This is a genomic window from Polynucleobacter sp. MWH-Creno-3A4 (assembly GCF_018881885.1).
In the GTDB taxonomy this organism is placed as follows: Bacteria; Pseudomonadota; Gammaproteobacteria; order Burkholderiales; family Burkholderiaceae; genus Polynucleobacter.
This window is the reverse complement of sequence record NZ_JACXSA010000001.1, coordinates 112,676-130,650: the sequence shown is the minus strand read 5'-3', so window position 1 is coordinate 130,650 and position 17,975 is coordinate 112,676. Positions and strand designations below refer to the sequence as shown.

General features: G+C 46.7%; 13 protein-coding genes, 1 tRNA gene and 1 pseudogene. 8 read left to right on the top strand and 7 right to left on the bottom strand.

The genetic code is table 11. From position 1 onward, the window contains the following. Window positions 1–9 precede the first annotated feature (9 nt). Window positions 10–2,580: a cyanophycin synthetase gene (cphA, locus tag IEN92_RS00620; RefSeq protein WP_216159586.1), complete on the bottom strand. Its 2,571-nt coding sequence runs from the start codon at window positions 2,578–2,580 to the stop codon at window positions 10–12. Between the two features lie 12 nt (window positions 2,581–2,592). Next, window positions 2,593–4,773: pseudogene (gene cphA, locus IEN92_RS00615) on the bottom strand (cyanophycin synthetase); the annotation flags it as partial. Window positions 4,774–4,976: 203 nt separating this feature from the next. On the opposite strand from cphA (IEN92_RS00615), the gene IEN92_RS00610 reads away from it, so the two are divergent. The 6 genes from IEN92_RS00610 to IEN92_RS00585 all read left to right on the top strand — a co-directional run bounded on the left by IEN92_RS00610 (window position 4,977) and on the right by IEN92_RS00585 (window position 11,295). Then, window positions 4,977–7,334 (top strand): ABC transporter ATP-binding protein, encoded by a 2,358-nt coding sequence (locus tag IEN92_RS00610; protein ID WP_216159580.1) that lies wholly within the window; start codon window positions 4,977–4,979, stop codon window positions 7,332–7,334. After that, a complete protein-coding gene (locus IEN92_RS00605; protein ID WP_215373504.1) occupies window positions 7,331–7,810 on the top strand; it encodes a DUF1854 domain-containing protein in 480 nt (159 codons plus the stop codon). The genes IEN92_RS00610 and IEN92_RS00605 overlap by 4 nt, the downstream gene beginning before the upstream one ends. Window positions 7,811–7,829: 19 nt before the next feature. Beyond that, window positions 7,830–7,905 (top strand) — tRNA-Thr (locus IEN92_RS00600). A gap of 535 nt (window positions 7,906–8,440) precedes the next feature. Further along, window positions 8,441–9,703 (top strand): oxalate/formate MFS antiporter, encoded by a 1,263-nt coding sequence (gene oxlT / locus IEN92_RS00595; RefSeq protein WP_216159577.1) that lies wholly within the window; start codon window positions 8,441–8,443, stop codon window positions 9,701–9,703. Between the two features lie 91 nt (window positions 9,704–9,794). Beyond that, window positions 9,795–10,166, top strand: a complete 372-nt coding sequence (locus IEN92_RS00590; RefSeq protein WP_216159574.1) for a DUF2946 family protein — start codon at window positions 9,795–9,797, stop codon at window positions 10,164–10,166. Between the two features lie 82 nt (window positions 10,167–10,248). Then, window positions 10,249–11,295 carry a TonB-dependent receptor gene (locus IEN92_RS00585; protein WP_216159571.1) on the top strand — a complete coding sequence of 349 codons (1,047 nt, stop codon included), beginning with the start codon at window positions 10,249–10,251 and terminating at the stop codon, window positions 11,293–11,295. 7 nt (window positions 11,296–11,302) lie between these two features. Here IEN92_RS00585 and IEN92_RS00580 read toward each other — a convergent pair whose 3' ends face one another. Further along, window positions 11,303–11,779, bottom strand: a complete 477-nt coding sequence (locus IEN92_RS00580; protein WP_216159568.1) for a peroxiredoxin — start codon at window positions 11,777–11,779, stop codon at window positions 11,303–11,305. An 80-nt stretch (window positions 11,780–11,859) separates the two neighbouring features. Between IEN92_RS00580 and IEN92_RS00575 the strand changes: the two genes are divergently transcribed. Next, a complete protein-coding gene (locus IEN92_RS00575) occupies window positions 11,860–12,336 on the top strand; it encodes a copper chaperone PCu(A)C (RefSeq protein WP_216159564.1) in 477 nt (158 codons plus the stop codon). 71 nt (window positions 12,337–12,407) lie between these two features. Here the strand turns inward: IEN92_RS00575 and ilvD are convergent, their stop codons facing one another. Next, window positions 12,408–14,102: a dihydroxy-acid dehydratase gene (ilvD, locus tag IEN92_RS00570; protein ID WP_216159562.1), complete on the bottom strand. Its 1,695-nt coding sequence runs from the start codon at window positions 14,100–14,102 to the stop codon at window positions 12,408–12,410. Window positions 14,103–14,340: 238 nt separating this feature from the next. Between ilvD and IEN92_RS00565 the strand changes: the two genes are divergently transcribed. Continuing rightward, window positions 14,341–15,294: a helix-turn-helix domain-containing protein gene (locus IEN92_RS00565; RefSeq protein ID WP_216159559.1), complete on the top strand. Its 954-nt coding sequence runs from the start codon at window positions 14,341–14,343 to the stop codon at window positions 15,292–15,294. 22 nt (window positions 15,295–15,316) lie between these two features. Here the strand turns inward: IEN92_RS00565 and IEN92_RS00560 are convergent, their stop codons facing one another. The 3 genes from IEN92_RS00560 to ppa all read right to left on the bottom strand — a co-directional run bounded on the left by IEN92_RS00560 (window position 15,317) and on the right by ppa (window position 17,921). Beyond that, window positions 15,317–15,655 carry a P-II family nitrogen regulator gene (locus IEN92_RS00560; protein ID WP_215373490.1) on the bottom strand — a complete coding sequence of 113 codons (339 nt, stop codon included), beginning with the start codon at window positions 15,653–15,655 and terminating at the stop codon, window positions 15,317–15,319. A 73-nt stretch (window positions 15,656–15,728) separates the two neighbouring features. Beyond that, window positions 15,729–17,348: an NAD+ synthase gene (locus IEN92_RS00555; protein ID WP_216159556.1), complete on the bottom strand. Its 1,620-nt coding sequence runs from the start codon at window positions 17,346–17,348 to the stop codon at window positions 15,729–15,731. 36 nt (window positions 17,349–17,384) lie between these two features. Next, window positions 17,385–17,921, bottom strand: a complete 537-nt coding sequence (gene ppa / locus IEN92_RS00550) for an inorganic diphosphatase (protein WP_215373487.1) — start codon at window positions 17,919–17,921, stop codon at window positions 17,385–17,387. Window positions 17,922–17,975: the final 54 nt, after the last annotated feature.

The window sequence follows — 17,975 nt, the reverse complement described above, 5'->3', positions numbered from 1 at the left end:
ATCGTCAGATTACGGTCTGACTTTTTCTTTTAGGTAGGCGAGTGATTCTTCTACTTGGTCAATCAGGATTAGACAAATATCTCCTGGGGAGACATCACTCAAGGCGGTATCGATCGCTTTGAATTCGCCATGGATTTCCTTAACTTGCTTTGCTTTGGTGGCGCCTACCAAGCCTTCTTGTAGAAGTTTCAGTACTTCACCATCTTCGCGGCCACGTTGACAGGCATCTTGATAGAGGATGATGTTATCAAACGAATTTCCCAGGATGCGAGTGAGATCGCGAATATCTTCATCGCGTCGATCGCCAGCACCACTAACCACAACATGACTCTTTTTGGGCTTCATGGCCTCAATCGCACTGGCTAGTGCACGCATTGCATCAGGGTTGTGGCCATAGTCAGCAATGACAGTAGCGCCGTTGTGCTGGAATTGATTAAAGCGTCCTGGTACGGAGTTCGCATCACTCTCAAAGCTGTGAAGACCACGAGCAATTTTCTCGGCGTCAAGGCCTAGTGCCCAAGCAGCACCAATGGCAGCCATTGCATTTTCAATTTGAAAGCCTAATACGCCATTTTTGGTTAGAGGAATTTCGCTTACAGGGAAGCGATACATCACACGTGAGCCTTTAGAGGCAACAATGTAAGTGCCATCAAAGTAAATCACTTTTTTATTCTTGGCGCGATGCGCAGCAATGACGGGATGGTGTTGATTCTGGGCAAAGAAAATCACTCTGCCAGAACATTTATCACCCATCTTAGCAACCATAGGGTCGGCTGCATTCAATACTGCCGCGCCAGTAGGTTCAACGTTTTGCACAATCACGCGCTTCAGAATGGCTAAATCTTCCACGCTAGTGATGTAGTTCAAGCCTAAATGATCACCCTCACCAATATTGGTGACAACAGCCACTTCACAGCGGTCAAAGCCCAGACCTTCTCGCAGCATTCCACCTCGAGCAGTTTCAAGAACGGCTGCATCTACATCGGGGTGCATTAACACGTTACGGGCACTCTTAGGGCCGCTGCAATCACCAGTATCAATGAGGCGATGATTGATATAGACCCCATCAGTGCCAGTCATGCCAACCCGTAAACCCGTTTCACTTAAGAGGTGAGCAATGAGACGCACAGTAGTGGTTTTGCCATTTGTACCGGTAACAGCAACTACTGGAATGCGGCCGTCCTCACCAGGCGGGAACATCATATTGATAATGTCTTCGCCTACCGGACGACCTTTACCGTAGGAGGGTTTGAGATGCATGCGTAAGCCCGGTGCCGCATTGACTTCTACAATGCCACCACCTTGCTGTTCCAAAGGCTTGTAAATGGATTCACAGAGGATATCCACACCAGCGATATCTAAACCAATCATTTGAGCTGCAGCTACAGCGCTAGCAGCGACATCAGGATGTACATCGTCAGTCACATCGGTGGCAGTTCCACCGGTACTGAGATTGGCGTTGTTACGTAACAAAACGCGCTCACCAGTTTTGGGTACGTATTGCGGAGTTAAACCAGAGTTTGCTAAATGCGCCAGCGCAATATCATCAAAACGAATCTTGGTCAGTGCTGTAGCGTGACCATCACCCCGTAGTGGATTTTTGTTTTCTAATTCAACGAGCTCTGCCACAGTGTGTTTGCCATCGCCCACTACTTGAGCGGGTTCGCGACGGGCAGCAGCCGATAAACGGTTGCCAACGACTAAAAGACGGTAGTCTGCGCCAGGAAGATAGCGCTCCACAATGGTCTCGCGTCCAAAGTTTTGGGTGACTTCAAAACCCGCACGGACTTCTTCTTCAGTCTGAATGTTAGCGACAACACCTTTACCTTGGTTGCCATCTTTGGGTTTGAGAACGACAGGACCACCAATTTTTTGGGCTGCACGCCAAGCATCGTCAGCATTAGTGACTACTTCACCAATAGGTACTGATACACCAGCAGCCGCTAATAGATTTTTAGTAAGCTCTTTATCTTGTGCAATCGCTTCGGCAATCGCACTTGTGTCACTTGTTTCCGCTGCTTGAATGCGTTTCTGTTTGCTACCCCAGCCAAACTGCACCATGCTGCCTTCAGTCATACGGCGGTAAGGGATATTGCGCTGAATAGCGGCATCCACAATAGAGCCAGTGCTTGGGCCTAGACGCACATCTTCATAAAGAGCCTCTAATTCAGAGAGAGCTGCCCCAAGATCAAAAGGTGCATCGTTCAATGTAGCCTGGATGAGTGCAAAGCCAAAATCAAAGGCCATGCGACCAACCACTTCCTCGGTATATTCCACAACGACTTGATATACGCCATCATCTACGGTTTGCACTGTGCGACTAAATGTGACAGGGCAGCCTGCTTGTGCTTGCAAGCCAAGGGCTGCGTATTCTAAGGCATGGGCTAAAGAGAGTTTTTCATTGGGGCCACCGCGACGCATGCTGCCAAGCTGCGGAAAGCGCTCACGAATCTTCGTTTCAAACTGAGGAATGGAATCGATGGAGCGTTCTGACTCATCGCAAGCAACAATGGCTTCTAAAGCGGTGTGGCGACTCCATAAATTGGGGCCGCGCAACATACGAATACGGGTGATTTCCAATTAAGCCCCTGTTGCGGTAGTGAGATCTGGCACAAAAGTTTCTACGCCAGCTTCAATGACATTAAATGGGATATCCAAAGCCCAGGCGGCTGAAATAGCAGCACCAAGGTTCATCGCCTTCCATGGGGAAGTGTTGTCAGATTCAGAGTGGCGCGGTATTGGAATAGCTTTTTGATCAAGCTTGCCTGACTTGAGCGTAATTTGCTGCTTGCCAACCATGACTACTCGGCCGCCATTTTGCAAATGGGTCTTCACCACCTCAGAATTTGGATTCTCACTAAAGTAAATAACTTGCCCATCGCAAAGTTCAGCCATTTGCACACACAGCGGATCATCCGCATTGAGGACTCCCACACCTGTGGGCAGAACGACATCAATTTGGGTGCGGACAATGCTAAAGACTTGCTCTTCATCGTAAATAGCGTATTGCGGGAAATTGGCTTTAGGATCAACGTTCAGTACTACGCCAACTTGGCAGCGGTCATAAGCTAGACCTTCAATGAGCATCGAGAGGTGATTATTTTCAATCACAACGGCTTCCACTGCACGATTCAATAAAGTGCGACGGGCATTTTCCCAATTGGATGCATTGGTATTCGGAATGGCTCGACTGCCAAAATATAAACCTTTGCTGCAAGACAGACCAACATACACATTGGTTAAGCGCAAGAAGTGCGCAATCATCTCAGCAACAGGAGTCTTGCCATGCTCACCACAAACGCCGACTACAGGAATTCGGAAGTTTGTCCCTGGAGGGAAAAGGTGATTGGCAATTTCTTTACCAACCGGTTGCGGTTTACCACTAGCCGGTTTTAGGTGCATCAGCAGACCAGGTCCTGCATTGACTTCAACGATGGCAGCATTTTGTTCTGCGAGAGGGCGACTGATGTCTTGCGCTACCAAATCGACACCAGCTATCTCTAACCCAACGACGCGAGCGGCCAAAGCTACTTGGCTGGCAACGTCCGGATGAATCAAGTCGGTTACATCAAAGGCCACGTTGCCATTACTTTGTATCAGTACTTTGTGATCTAGGGCAGGGATGCTATCGCCAGTCAATTTTTGGCGCGCAAGCTCTAATTCAACTGCAGAATCAATCCGCACTGGATTCAGTGGATGCTCTTCGGCAGTGCCACGGCGTGGATCAGAATTAATTTGAATCTGAATGAGCTCACGAACAGTATGTTTGCCATCACCAGTAACCCAAACAGTTTCACCTTTGGCAGCAGCAACTACTTTATTACCCACAACGAGTAAGCGATGTTCATCACCAACAATGTGTCTTTCAACCAGTACTTCACTGCCTTCATCAATCGCTACCGCATAAGCAGCTTCAATTTCTTGTTGGGTGTAAAGATTAATAAAGACACCGCGACCGTGATTACCATCAATGGGTTTCACAACTACTGGTAAGCCAATATCTTGAGCAGCCTCCCAGGCATCGTCAGGGCTGGTAACAGTTCGACCTTCTGGGGTAGGTACGCCGGCGCTACGCAGCAAGCTCTTGGTTAAATCTTTATCGCGAGAAATGGTTTCTGCAATCGCGCTAGTCTGATCAGTCTCAGCTGTCCAGATGCGGCGTTGTTTGGCACCATAGCCGAGTTGTACTAAGTTGCCTTCAGATAAACGAATCGAAGGAATGCCACGTTCTTCAGCAGCGTTCACAATGCATGCGGTGCTGGGGCCAAGCAAAAGATCATCACCGAGATCTCGCAAGCTCTCAATAATGTTTTGGACCTCAGCCACACAATCTTTATTGTCTTGCGCTAAAGCGAGATAGAGATCGCGCGCATATTTGAGGGCAGTGAGTGTGACTTCTTCATTGATGGCGCTCACCATCACTTTGTAAACACCCCGACGATCACCATCGCGGGCTTTACCAAACCCCCCGGGAATACCGGCTAAGTTTTGTAATTCAAGAGTAAGGTGCTCTAGGATATGAGCGGGCCATGTGCCTTCTTCAACCCTTTTCAGAAAGCCACCGGTTTCGCCATAGCTGCAACGATGCTCAACCAGGCTAGGCAACGCCTTCACTAAACGCTCATAAAAGCCAGGAATCAGGTTTGAGGGATAGTCCTCTAAGTCGCCAATGTCTACCCAAACCTCGATTACGGGATGATAAGTCCACATATTGGGGCCACGGAGATGCTTAACGCTCAGGATCTCAATGGATTTATCTAGTAATTGGGGCATGTGTGGGGTATTGCGAGGGCAGACGCCAGAGTTTGGCGATGATGCGTCAGACAGTCTCTCGATTTCTAGTTTTAGTTAAAGCTCACAAAAATAGCAAAAATACATAAAAAAGCCTTGGTAAAGAATCTAACGATCTTCTTGCCCCTAAAGTTGACAAGAACTATAAATCTTAAAAATCTAGCTCCACTATACTTTTAAGGTCAATGAAGCCAGAAATCCTACCTTTTGCCCCTGCTTTGCCAAGCGATTGGCTGGCTATTTTGGAGGGTAAAAACGCCTCTATCCCTAGCCTGGACGCCCTGCTGGCATGGGTTGAGCTCGATTTAGATGCCGATCTGCGCTTTGAAAAAAGCCTGCTCTTACTGAGTGAGTCGGGCCTGTTTTGGACCGATGGCCAGCAATTTGAATCCTGGCCAATCACTTCTGGAGCTCATCTGATTCATGGTGATCATGCCGGGGTAGGTCATTTAAGGCTAGAAACTGCCGATCAACTGCTACGGACTTGGTATTTCACTTTAGCGGTAAACCCCCAAGTCCTGCGCCTGCAATCTAGCTACAAGCAATTGATGAAAGGTGAGGAGCAACACCAAGCCGAAGTAACTGAATACGACAAGCAAGTTTGCCCAATCTGCTTGAGTCCTAAGCCAGCCAATTCTGATGCTTGTCCGACCTGCGATCCCGAGGAAGACGCACCACCATCGACTTGGACTTTATTTAAGTTGTGGCGTTTTGCTCGTCCCTATAAGAAACAACTCGCATTGGGTTTTGTGTTGACCTTGTTATCGACTGGAGCAACACTCATCCCGCCATACCTCACGATGCCTTTGATGGACCATGTCTTGATTCCGTATGAACGTGGTAACCCAATTGATTTTCATTTGGCGAGTATGTATTTGTTGGCCTTGTTCGGCGCTTCCATTGTTGCGTGGGGCTTAGGCTGGTGGAAGACCTATTTATTGGCATTAGTCAGCGAACGCATCGGCGCTGATTTGCGTAACACCACGTTTGAACATTTACTCAAACTCTCCTTAGAATATTTTGGTGGCAAGCGCACAGGCGACTTGATTGCCCGCATTGGCGCAGAGACTGATCGCATTTGTGTTTTCCTATCCTTGTATGCCCTAGACTTTGCTACCGATGTCTTGATGATCACGATGACTGCTGCCATCTTGGTCTCGATTGATCCTCTATTGGCTTTAGTGACGCTGGCGCCATTGCCCTTTATCGTTTGGATGATCCATGTAGTGCGTGATCGTTTACGTTTTGGTTTTGAAAAGATCGATCGTATTTGGTCTGAAGTGACCAATATCTTGGCTGATACCATTCCAGGAATTCGTGTAGTTAAAGCGTTCGCACAAGAAGATCGCGAGCTCAAACGTTTTGTTGACTCGAACAAACATAATCTGCAGATTAATGATCGGGTGAATCGTGTTTGGGGATTGTTCTCTCCAACAGTGACATTGCTCACAGAGACGGGTTTGTTAGTCGTCTGGGGCTTTGGTATTTGGCAGGTTGCCCATCAAAAAGTGACTGTGGGCGTATTGATCGCCTTCTTAGCGTATATCGGACGTTTCTATATTCGCTTAGATTCAATGAGTCGTATTGTTTCGCATACACAAAAAGCAGCTGCTGGTGCCAAACGCATCTTCGACATTCTTGACCATGTATCCAGCGTTCCTGAGCCCATCAATCCTGCACCATTAGGTAAGGTTGAAGGCCGCATCTCCTTGCGTGGTGTCGGTTTCCGCTATGGCAACAGGGCAGTATCAAAAGGGATTGATCTCGATATTGCCCCAGGCGAGATGATTGGTCTAGTAGGGCATAGCGGTTCAGGCAAGAGCACTTTAGTGAACTTAATTTGCCGTTTCTACGACGTGAGCTCGGGCTCGATCTCTTTAGATGGTCGTGACATTCGTAGTATTGGCATTGCTGACTATCGCAAATGTATTGGCTTAGTTCTGCAAGAGCCTTTCCTGTTCTTTGGCACGATTGCTGAGAATATTGCCTACGGTAAGCCTGATGCTAGTCGTGAAGAAATTATTGAAGCAGCACGTGCAGCACATGCCCATGAATTTATTCTCAGACTACCGTTAGGCTATGACTCCTTAGTTGGTGAGCGTGGTCAATCATTATCCGGTGGTGAGCGTCAACGGATTTCGATTGCGCGTGCGCTGCTGATTAATCCAAGTATCTTGATCTTGGATGAAGCAACCTCATCTGTTGACACCACAACTGAAAAAGAAATTCAGCGGGCTTTGGATAATCTAGTAAAAGGCCGTACCACTATAGCGATTGCACACCGTCTATCTACCCTCAGAAAGGCTGATCGCCTGGTGGTTCTGGACAAGGGTGAGATTGTGGAGATTGGCTCACACGAGCAATTAATGGAGGCGCAGGGCGCTTACTACACCCTGTACCAAGCACAACTACGCCATGCTGCTGAGCTGGTTGAGGGCGGGGCGATTGGAGAGAGTCTCGAAGAATCACCAAAAGAGCAGCAAGAAGAAAAGCGAGAAGAAAGACTCGAAGTAATTGCAAAGAATATTGGGGGCGGGGTATGACGCAAGCGTATCAAGCAGCAAACCAACTCATTCGAGATTCCTTAGGGCGACTCGTGTTTATTGACGCAGATGGTAATCAGCATGTTGGCGTTTATCCGGTCAGAGCATTCCCGATTACTGCGCCTACAGCGGGTGTTGCGATCATGGATCAGTCAGGCAAAGAAGTATTTTGGTATTCAGAAGTTGCAGCCATTGCAAAACCAGAGCTTCAATTAATCGAAGAAGAATTAGCCGCCCGAGAATTTATGCCGGTGATTGAAAAGATTAGCAAGGTCTCTACATTCGCAACCCCAAGCATTTGGGATATTGAAACCGATCGCGGGCCAACACGCATTCGCCTCAAAGGCGAGGAAGATATTCGCAGAATAGCTGGCAATACTTTACTCATTGCAGATTCCAATGGTCTGCAATTTCTGATCAAAGACTCGACCCAACTCGATAAAGTCAGCAAGAAACTCTTAGACCGCTTCCGCTAGAATTTACGAAAAAGCAAAAGCCGCTTTAGCTCAGTTGGTAGAGCAGTTCATTCGTAATGAAAAGGTCGCCAGTTCGATTCCGGCAAGCGGCACCAAACCCCCCAATAAACAGTCTAAATACCGTTTTTGGCCTATTTAGGGCCTAAAAAGAGGCATTTGGAATTGGGTTGATATTTTCATAATACGGAATCACTTTTTGTATCGTAAGACGTATTAGGGTTATACTCTAGGTACTAACCCTTAAGGAGATTCAAATGACTGTTTTATTGAATATGATTAATCAGCTTTTTTCTGAAAGCAAAACTAACCAAGAGCAGGCTGCTCGTCACTATGATTTTGACGGCGCTTATCGCGGCATGTAATTTAAAAAAAGACAACATGACAAAGCCACCTTCAGGTGGCTTTTTCTTTTTCTGAAAATTAATCTCCAAACCATGCAAACAAAACTCTTGAATGTTGAATAAACCCACAGAAATCAGAAGGTTATAGCAAGGGTAATCACTAGTGGGGTTTTAAGAGTTTCTTGATTACTGTCAAGACTTCACTGACATAAATCCTTAACAATCAGGTACCGATTTATCGGTCTGATAAGTATTTATAAAAGATAAAAGCATAATTAGGAGATTGAGTATGAGTAGCGAAAAAACTTCGGGTCCATTAGGGGGTCGATGGTTTCAGCTTTTGATCGGCGTGATTTGTATGTCCATGATTGCAAACTTGCAATACGGTTGGACTTTATTCGTAAACCCAATCGATGCAAAATTTGGATGGGGTCGCGCAGCAATTCAAGTGGCTTTCACTATTTTCGTATTAACAGAAACCTGGTTAGTTCCAATTGAAGGTTACCTCGTTGATAAATTTGGCCCACGTCCAGTAGTGTTTGTTGGCGGCATCTTGTGCGGTATCGGCTGGATGATGAATGCCCATGCTGACACATTAGCGATGCTCTATACCGCAGCTGCAGTAAGCGGTGTTGGTGCTGGTGCTGTGTATGGTACTTGCGTAGGTAATGCGCTCAAGTGGTTCCCAGATCGTCGTGGTTTAGCTGCAGGTGTAACAGCAGCAGGCTTCGGTGCAGGTTCTGCATTGACTGTGATTCCAATTGCCAACATGATTGCAAATCAAGGTTACCAAGAGACTTTCTGGTTCTTCGGTATTGGTCAGGGCGCCATCGTGGTGGTGTTGAGCTTGTTGCTCTCCAAACCTATTAAGAGCGCAATCACTACTGTTAAGGCAGCAGTTGTTCAGACTCGTAAAGACTTCCGTCCAATGGAGATGGTTAAGCAGCCTGTGTTCTGGATCATGTACCTTATGTTCGTGATGGTTGCTGCTGGTGGCTTGATGGCTACTGCGCAATTGGCTCCAATTGCTAAAGACTTCCAAGTGGCAGGTGTAACTGTCAGCCTGATGGGCTTGGCATTGCCTGCATTGACATTTGCCTTAACAATCGATCGCGTTTTGAACGGCTTGACTCGTCCATTCTTTGGATGGGTATCTGACAAAATTGGTCGTGAACAAACGATGACTCTGTGCTTCTCATTTGAGTGCTTAGGCATTCTGGGTTTGTACTACCTCGGTCGTGATCCAGTGATGTTTGTTCTGTTAACTGGTTTAGTGTTCTTTGCATGGGGTGAGATCTATAGCTTGTTCCCATCAACCAATGCGGATACTTTCGGCTCAACCTATGCCGCAGGTAATGCAGGCCTACTCTATACAGCAAAAGGAACTGCTTCATTGCTAGTACCTTTGTCTAGCGTATTGGTTGCTACTACCGGTGGTTGGGAAGCGGTTTTCTGGGTTGCTAGTATCTTGAACGGTACAGCGGCAATCTTGGCTTGGTTTGTATTGCGTCCAATGCGTCGCAAACTCATCGAGCGTTCTGCTTCAATGTAATCCAGGTCAAAAGCCTAGAAAAGGGGTCTTCGGACCCCTTTTTATTTGCCTAGAGCAAGGCAGCAGGAGAATCGGATAAAATTCCTCCATCATGAATTTCCACAAAAACCGCTTCGTTCACTGGATTGCAGCCGCAGCCATTGCGATGAGTGCACTTGCTCCAGCGGTTTCTCAAGCGGTATCGCTCGCGAAGCATGGCCAAGGTTTTTCAATGGAGATTTGCTCTGCTAATGGCGGCAAGATGCAAATTGACGTGCAGGGTGATGAACAAGAAGTTGCAGATCAAATTCAACCATGTCCTTATTGTGTGGCACAAAGTAGTATCACCCCAGCTTTCAACACCGCACTCACATTTGAAGCGCCAATCTCTTTTGCCTTGCTTCCCAAGCTCTTCTATCAATCACCCAAGCTCCTTGCAGTTTGGGTAACGCCTCCTTCAGCAGCACCTCCCACAAAAGCCTAAATCTATTTAGGGCATAGCAACGCTATGTAATTAGTAAATAGCGGAAATCGATTTTCCGTTTTGAATTGTGTGGAGAAGTAAATTGAAGTTAAAAAAATTAGTATTAGCAATTTCATTTGTATTACCAGCTACTGGAGCAATAGCCTGTGCCAGCTGTGGTTGTAGTCTAAATACCGATATCGGCACTCAAGGCATGGGAATGAATGAAGGTTGGACCCTTGATGTGCGTTACGACACTCTGAATCAAAACAAATTGCGTTACGGTACAAAGGGAATTTCTCAAGCGCAAGCAGCCAATACAACTAATGGAAAAACTGGCGAGCCAGCCGAGGTAGAGAACTACACCCAAAATAATTACCTTACAGCATCCTTGGATTACAACGATGGTGTGAGTTGGGGTGTTACTGCATCTCTACCGTACATCATGCGAAACCATAGTACTTATGGAAGTTTTGAGGGCGGTGATTTCTCTACGACAGGTGGCGCTGGTGCTTACTCCTCTAAAACTGCTGGTATTGGTGATATGAAAATTCTCGGTCGCTACTTTGGTCTTGCAGAGCAAAAAGATTGGGGCTTTCAATTTGGTGTGAAGTTACCAACCGGCAGTAGAAATCAAACGGGATCTCTATCCGATGGAGGTGGGAGCGTACTCATTGACCCAGGTCTGCAAGCGGGCACTGGCTCAACCGACTTGATAGCGGGCATCTACAAATTTGGATTCATTAATAACTCCGACAATTGGGGGTATTTTGCACAAGCTCAATATCAAGCTGCTGTGATGGTGCAATCGGTACCAACAAATGCTCCCAACCCAGGCGGTACTTATGGTGGAACTTATAGGCCTGGAAATGCCGCTAACCTGAACTTGGGTGTTAACTACCAAGGCTTTGAAAAGTGGGTGCCAACTTTACAGTTGAATGTTCTGAATAAAACTACAGATAGTGGAACAGCTGCAGATACCTGGGCAACTGGGGGAACACTGGCTTATTTAACTCCTGGTGTTTTGTATCGCCTAACGGATGCAACCCAGGTATATGCCAACTTGCAATTGCCCGTTTATCAAAATGTGAATGGTATTCAGTTGGTACCTTCGTACATCGCCTCAATGGGTGTACGAGTTCACTTCTAACACTTTTTTATTGAGCGGATAAAAGCGGGGTAACGATTTCTTCGAGAAGTTTGGTGTCGACTTTAGGATCACCAGTCATGCCATTCTTTCGAAGAATGCCCTGCTTATCAATAATGAAGGAGCTGGGTATGCGCCAGATCCGGCCATAAGCTGAGTAATCCATTTGTTTTTTCTCAGCAAACAGAAAGGAGTAGTTTTGCATGATTTGTTTTGCTTGTTCAATATCGGACGGTTTATCCATGGTTATGGCAAGCACCTCAAATCCTTTTGATTTATATTTTTTGAGGTAAGCCTCTATGGCTGGCATTTCTTCTCTACAGGGCTCACACCAACTAGCCCAAAAGTTTACTAAGACAACCTTGCCTTTATTGTTGATTAGAGAGAAAGGCTTGCCATCAATCAGCGTTCCTTCTATATTGGGCGCAGGTTGCCCTACCTCAATGCCAGCATTTGCCGAGCTACACAAAATGGCGGCTATCAGCATGAAGCTTTTGAGATAAGAGGGGGTAAGAAATTTAAGTATCAAAGCAAGTATTCATTGAAAATTAATTAGAGGAGTATTTAATGATAAAGAGTAATTTAGGTTTAGTGTCTAGAGCAGTAGTTTGTTTTGGTGCAGTACTTATTCTGAGCTCTCAGGTTTATGCCCAATCAGTAAAGGTGGATGCAGTGAGTGTCTCAGATGCCTATACGCGTGCCACTGCGCCGGGCCAACAAGTGGCTGGTGGATTTATGAAGATTGAGAACAAAGGCAATGTTTCGGACCAGTTGTTATCTGCCTCCTCTCCTGCTGCTGGTGAAGTGCAATTGCACGAGATGGGGATGGAGGGCAATGTCATGAAAATGCGTCAAGTAAAAGATATTGCTGTTCCAGCAAACGGCTCTGTGGAATTGAAGCCAGGCGGATTTCATTTGATGTTTCTTAACCTCAAAGGCCCATTTGTAGCGGGCGAAACCGTTCCCGTGAAATTGAAGTTTGCAAAAGCTGGAGATGTAGAGGTGAAGTTCCCAGTGAATGCAGCGGGTGCCATGAAACACTAAACAGTTGCTAGGATGTAAATAAAAAAGCCCCTAGTAATTACCTAGGGGCTTTTGCTTTAGCGATGTGCGGATTAAGTCAGATCTAAATTTAGATCGGTAACAGCACCTTTGCTAGCGCTACTTGCTAGGCTTGCATACTTTGCCAAGAGACCACGGGTATAGCGTGGCTTAGGTTGCTTCCAAGCTGCTCTGCGCTTCGCAATTTCTGCTTCATCTACATTGAGCTGAATCAGAAGTTGGTGTGCATCAATCGTGACGGAGTCGCCTTCGTGGATCAGGGCGATGACACCGCCAACATAGGCTTCAGGAGCAACGTGGCCAACTACCATGCCCCAGGTACCACCTGAGAAGCGACCATCAGTGATGAGGCCTACAGACTCGCCTAAACCTTGACCCACGAGAGCGGAAGTAGGAGCCAACATCTCGCGCATACCAGGACCGCCTTTAGGTCCCTCGTAGCGGATTACTACGATGTCACCATCTTTGATTTTTTGCGCCATGATGGCAGCCATTGCATCATCTTCGGAATCAAACACTCGGGCTGGACCAGTAATAGAGGGGTTCTTGAGGCCGGTAATCTTGGCGACGCAACCTTCTGGAGAAATATTGCCCTTCAAGATTGCTAAGTGACCTTGTTTGTACAAAGGATTATCTAAAGTACGAATTACTTTTTGATCTGCACGTGGGATAGATGGCACGTCTTTTAATACTTCAGCAATCGTTTTACCGGTAATGGTCATGCAATCGCCATGCAGCAGTCCACCATCTAACAAAATCTTCATCACTTGTGGAATGCCACCAGCTTGGTGCAAGTCAGTTGCAAGATAAGTGCCTGAGGGTTTCATATCGACGATGACTGGTACTCGTTGACGAATGCGCTCAAAGTCATCAATGGTCCAATCAATTTCAGCGGCACTCGTGATAGCCAGGAAATGCAAGACAGCATTCGTTGAGCCGCCTACTGCCATGATCACGCTGACAGCATTCTCAATGGATTTCTTGGTAATGATGTTGCGTGGTCGTAAATTATTTTTAATGGCTTCCACTAAAACCCGTGCAGAGTCTGCTGCGCTGGCAACTTTTTCAGCATCCACGTTTGCCATGGTGGAAGAGTAGGGTAGGCTCATGCCAAGCGCCTCAAAGGAAGAGCTCATGGTATTGGCGGTATACATACCACCACAAGAGCCACTACCTGGACATGCATGCTGCTCAACACCTTTGAGATCCTCTTCACTCAATCGGCCAGAAGTAAATTCTCCAACTGCTTCAAATGCAGAAACAATGTTGAGGTCTTTACCTTTGTAATGACCCGGCTTAATTGTTCCGCCATAGACATAGATTGCTGGCACATTGGTGCGTGCAATCGCCATCATGCCACCTGGCATATTTTTGTCGCAACCACCAATTACCACCACACCATCTTGCCAAAGACCATTGACACACACTTCAATACTGTCAGCGATCACTTCGCGTGAGACGAGAGAATATTTCATGCCCTCGGTACCCATACCAATGCCATCAGAGACAGTAGGGGTGCCAAACATTTGCGCTTTTGCACCCGCGCCTTCCAGGGCTTCAACTGCTGCATCGGCCAATTTTTGTAAGCCACTATTACAAGGAGTAATGGTGGAGTGGCCATTCGCTACGCCAACCATTGGCTTTGAGAAATCCTTTTCTTCGTATCCCATTGCGTAATACATCGAACGGTTAGGTGCGCGAGCAACCCCTTCGGTGACCATGCGCGAGCGTTCATTAAGGCGTTTCATGCTTCTTACTCCAGAAAAGGTTGATATCGAAAGGCTCTATTGTGCCGTGAGACGCCTCTACACATTTGCTTTCTGGGGAAATCAGAGGCAATTTGGCATGTTGCACTGCAATATCCAGGGCCGCACTGAACTCTTCATGTCTAGCGCTATCAACCCTGGGGTTAATTATCTTTGTAATGGGTCTGTATTAATTCTGTAATAAGATTTGAAAATTCCTATAAGACACAGGCGACTACTCGTGAACAAGCCAGCAAAGCTCCCAGAGATTCGTAAAGAGGCATTTACCAAAGCTAGAGAAAACCTCGGCTTAAGTATCAAAGAACTATCAGCAAAATCCTGCTTCTCAGTGCATCAAATTGAGCAGCTTGAAAATGGCGAGAGCAGTTCTTTTTACGGACCTCAAGTCAAGGTTACTGCTGCGAAAAAGGTTGCTCGCTTATTAAACTTATCCGAAGAAGAAGCGTTTGATTTCAGTGGTGTAGTAGCGCCAGTTAAAGAGGCGCCAGAAGCAGTAAAACCTTTGGTAGATTCTGCGACAGCTTCAATACCAGTAGCAAAAAAAGAAAAGAGTGTAGACAAAGTTGCCTTAGCCGCTACACCTAAAGCAAGTAATTTAAATTCCCAAAGTAAGCCCAAAAGAAAACCATTTCTCTTTTTGGGTATTGCTGCAATCTTAGTATTCTCGATTATCAATCTACGCCCTTTATTTTTTCCAGAGCCACCGAAAGAAGAGATCGTAGTAGTAGAGGAAGTAGTGCAAGACCCTGCTCCTGCAAATCCTCCCGCTGAAGAGAGTAAACCTGCATCCACACCAACGCCACCCCCGGTTGAAGCTGCAGCACCAGCAGCGGCAATCATTTCTAGCGAGTGTCCCGCTGCTGATGTGGCAATCACTTATAAGCCCGATGCTCCTAAGAAAGCTGGCGATGTGGTTTATATGCAGTCTAAGACTGCCCAAACAGTGTGTGTGATAGATGCTTCAGGCAAAACTCAGAATAAGACGCTGGAGTCAGGGGTGGGGGCTAGTGTGTATGGCAAGCCACCATTTAAGGTTCTCACCAGCGGGTTAAATCAGGTGGACTTGTACTACCAGGGCGCTAAGGTGCGAACTAGCGGTACCGGCAAAACCATTATCTTGGAGGCGGCTGACATCCCTCAGCCTGCAGCTTCAACAGATTCTCAGATGCGCTGAGAATCTGCATTAGCACTGTTTTTTAGACTGCGGATTCGTTGGTTTCGCCTGTGCGAATCCGAATGACATGTTCAACTGCGGTCACAAAAATCTTTCCATCACCAATCTTGCCAGTATGCGCAGCTTTGGTGATCGCTTCCAGTGCAGCTTCAAGACGATCAGACGGAACCACAGCCTCTACCTTTACTTTAGGCAAAAAGTCGACCACGTACTCAGCGCCACGATAGAGTTCGGTATGGCCCTTTTGACGGCCAAAGCCTTTCACTTCTGTGACAGTTAGGCCGGTAACACCGACCTCAGCCAATGCTTCGCGAACTTCATCGAGCTTGAATGGTTTGATGATTGATGTAATTAATTTCATTTGTTCCCCCTAATGCAGCAATCATACCTAGAACTGCCAAATATCTCCAAGAAAGAGATACGTTGTTGGGTTTTTAGGCTCTAAATGATGAAGTAATGGGGTAGCGCCAGTCGCGTCCAAATGCTCTGGTGGTAACACGCACCCCCGGAGGGGCTTGGCGACGCTTATATTCATTTAATTTAATGAGGCGTGTTACCTTTTCTACGCTCTCAGCATCAAAGCCAGCCCCAATGATTTGCTCAATGGACTGGTTCTGCTCCATATAGCGCTCCACAATGCCGTCCAAGACTTCGTATGACGGTAAGCTGTCCTGATCTGTTTGATCCGGACGCAATTCAGCAGAAGGGGCGCGAGTCAAGATGCGCTCTGGAATCACGGGACTAATACTGTTGCGATATGTGCACAGGCGATACACCAAGGTTTTGGCGATATCTTTGATCACTGCAAAGCCACCCGCCATATCTCCGTACAAGGTGCAATAGCCAACCGCCATTTCACTTTTATTGCCGGTTGTGAGAACCAGGCGACCTGTTTTATTCGATAGCGCCATAAGGAGGGTGCCACGTACGCGCGCTTGAATATTTTCTTCAGTGGCGTCCGCTTTGAGTCCCTTAAATTGTGCAGCCAAGGATTCTTCTAGAGCATCAACTGGACCACTGATGGGTATCTCATCGTATTGAACGCCTAGATTTTTGGCGAGCTCACGAGCATCTATCCAAGAAATATTTGCGGTATAGCGTGAGGCCATCATCACTGCACGTACTTTGTCAGCACCTAAGGCATCTACTGCAATTGCCAATACCAAAGCTGAATCTACGCCGCCCGATAAACCAATAATCACACCTGGGAAGCGGTTCTTATGAACGTAGTCACGTACGCCCAGCACTAGGGCTTGATAGGCCTGAGCTTCAACACTTTGTGGCGGACAAATGAGACCTTTTTCCAGCTCGCCTGCAGAGTTGATGCTAACGATACCTAGACCAGCCTCAAACTGGGGCATAGACATGACAACAGCACCTTGGCTATTTAATGCAAATGACCCACCATCAAAAACCAATTCATCTTGACCACCCACCGCATTGACATAAACCAAGGGCATATGGGTTTGAGCAATGTGTCCGCGTAGTACTTCAATGCGTAAAGATTCTTTTTTGAGGTGATAAGGGGAGGCATTGGGGACTAGTAATACTTGAGCGCCTGCAGCATAGGCTTGTTTGGCGGGGCCAGCATGCCAGGCGTCTTCACATAGGATCAGGCCGTATTGAATACCTTCACAGGTAAAGACACAGGCTTCATTACCTGGCACAAAGTAGCGCACTTCATCAAAGACTTCATGATTGGGTAATTCTTGTTTGGCATAGCCTGCAATCACTTTGCCATCTTGTAAAACGGAAGCAAAGTTTTGTAGGCCAGCAGTAGTTCTTTTTGGGTGACCTACAACAACAGTGAGACCAGAATATTGAGCCAGCTCTTTCATCAAGAGATCGAGCTGCGCTTGCGCCGCTTCAATAAATGCAGGGCGTAGCAATAGGTCTTCTGGGGGGTAACCGGTGAGCGAAAGCTCGGGAGTGACTACCAGTTTGGCGCCTTGTTGAAGGGCATCCAGAGCGGCCTTGTGAATCAGTTGCGCATTGCCAGCCAGATCACCCAGTAATGGGTTCATTTGGGCTAGGGCAATTTTTTGTGCGCTCACTCCGAATCACAAAGCCTATGCTGATATTGAAAACAATTAAGCGTGCTCTTTGTTGTAACGTTCAATACCCTCAAGAATTTCTTGATGGGCATCAGCAACACCACCCCAACCTTTTACTTTTACCCATTTCCCTTTTTCGAGATCTTTATAGTGCTCGAAAAAGTGTTGGATTTGATTTAGGCGTAATGGATTCATATCTTCTGGTTTTTGCCAGTGGGTATAGATCGGCAAAATCTTATCTTCTGGAACGGCTAATAATTTAGCGTCTTGACCAGCTTCATCTTCCATTTTCAAGATGCCAATCGCACGGCAACTGACGACAACACCAGGAATGAGAGGGAATGGAGTAATCACGAGTACGTCAACAGGGTCGCCATCACCAGCAATCGTTTTATTGATGTAACCATAGTTACATGGATAGTGCATTGCAGTACCCATAAATCGGTCAACGAAAATTGCGCCACTTTCCTTATCCACTTCATACTTGATAGGATCTGCATTCATTGGGATTTCAATAATGACATTGAAGCTCTCAGGGATCTTTTTGCCTGGCTTGACGTTGTCGAGACTCATAAATACTCCGAATAGTGATTAGTAAATACCCTGATTCCAGCGAAGGGCCGCAGG

What these genes read in the sequence shown, in the direction of transcription:
- IEN92_RS00610 (WP_216159580.1), top strand. Translation starts at nt 4,977, where the DNA reads ATGAAGCCAGAAATCCTACCTTTTGCCCCTGCTTTGCCAAGCGATTGG.
- IEN92_RS00605 (WP_215373504.1), top strand. Translation starts at nt 7,331, where the DNA reads ATGACGCAAGCGTATCAAGCAGCAAACCAACTCATTCGAGATTCCTTA.
- oxlT (WP_216159577.1), top strand. Translation starts at nt 8,441, where the DNA reads ATGAGTAGCGAAAAAACTTCGGGTCCATTAGGGGGTCGATGGTTTCAG.
- IEN92_RS00590 (WP_216159574.1), top strand. Translation starts at nt 9,795, where the DNA reads ATGAATTTCCACAAAAACCGCTTCGTTCACTGGATTGCAGCCGCAGCC.
- IEN92_RS00580 (WP_216159568.1), bottom strand. Translation starts at nt 11,779, where the DNA reads ATGCTGATAGCCGCCATTTTGTGTAGCTCGGCAAATGCTGGCATTGAG.
- IEN92_RS00575 (WP_216159564.1), top strand. Translation starts at nt 11,860, where the DNA reads ATGATAAAGAGTAATTTAGGTTTAGTGTCTAGAGCAGTAGTTTGTTTT.
- ilvD (WP_216159562.1), bottom strand. Translation starts at nt 14,102, where the DNA reads ATGAAACGCCTTAATGAACGCTCGCGCATGGTCACCGAAGGGGTTGCT.
- IEN92_RS00560 (WP_215373490.1), bottom strand. Translation starts at nt 15,655, where the DNA reads ATGAAATTAATTACATCAATCATCAAACCATTCAAGCTCGATGAAGTT.
- ppa (WP_215373487.1), bottom strand. Translation starts at nt 17,921, where the DNA reads ATGAGTCTCGACAACGTCAAGCCAGGCAAAAAGATCCCTGAGAGCTTC.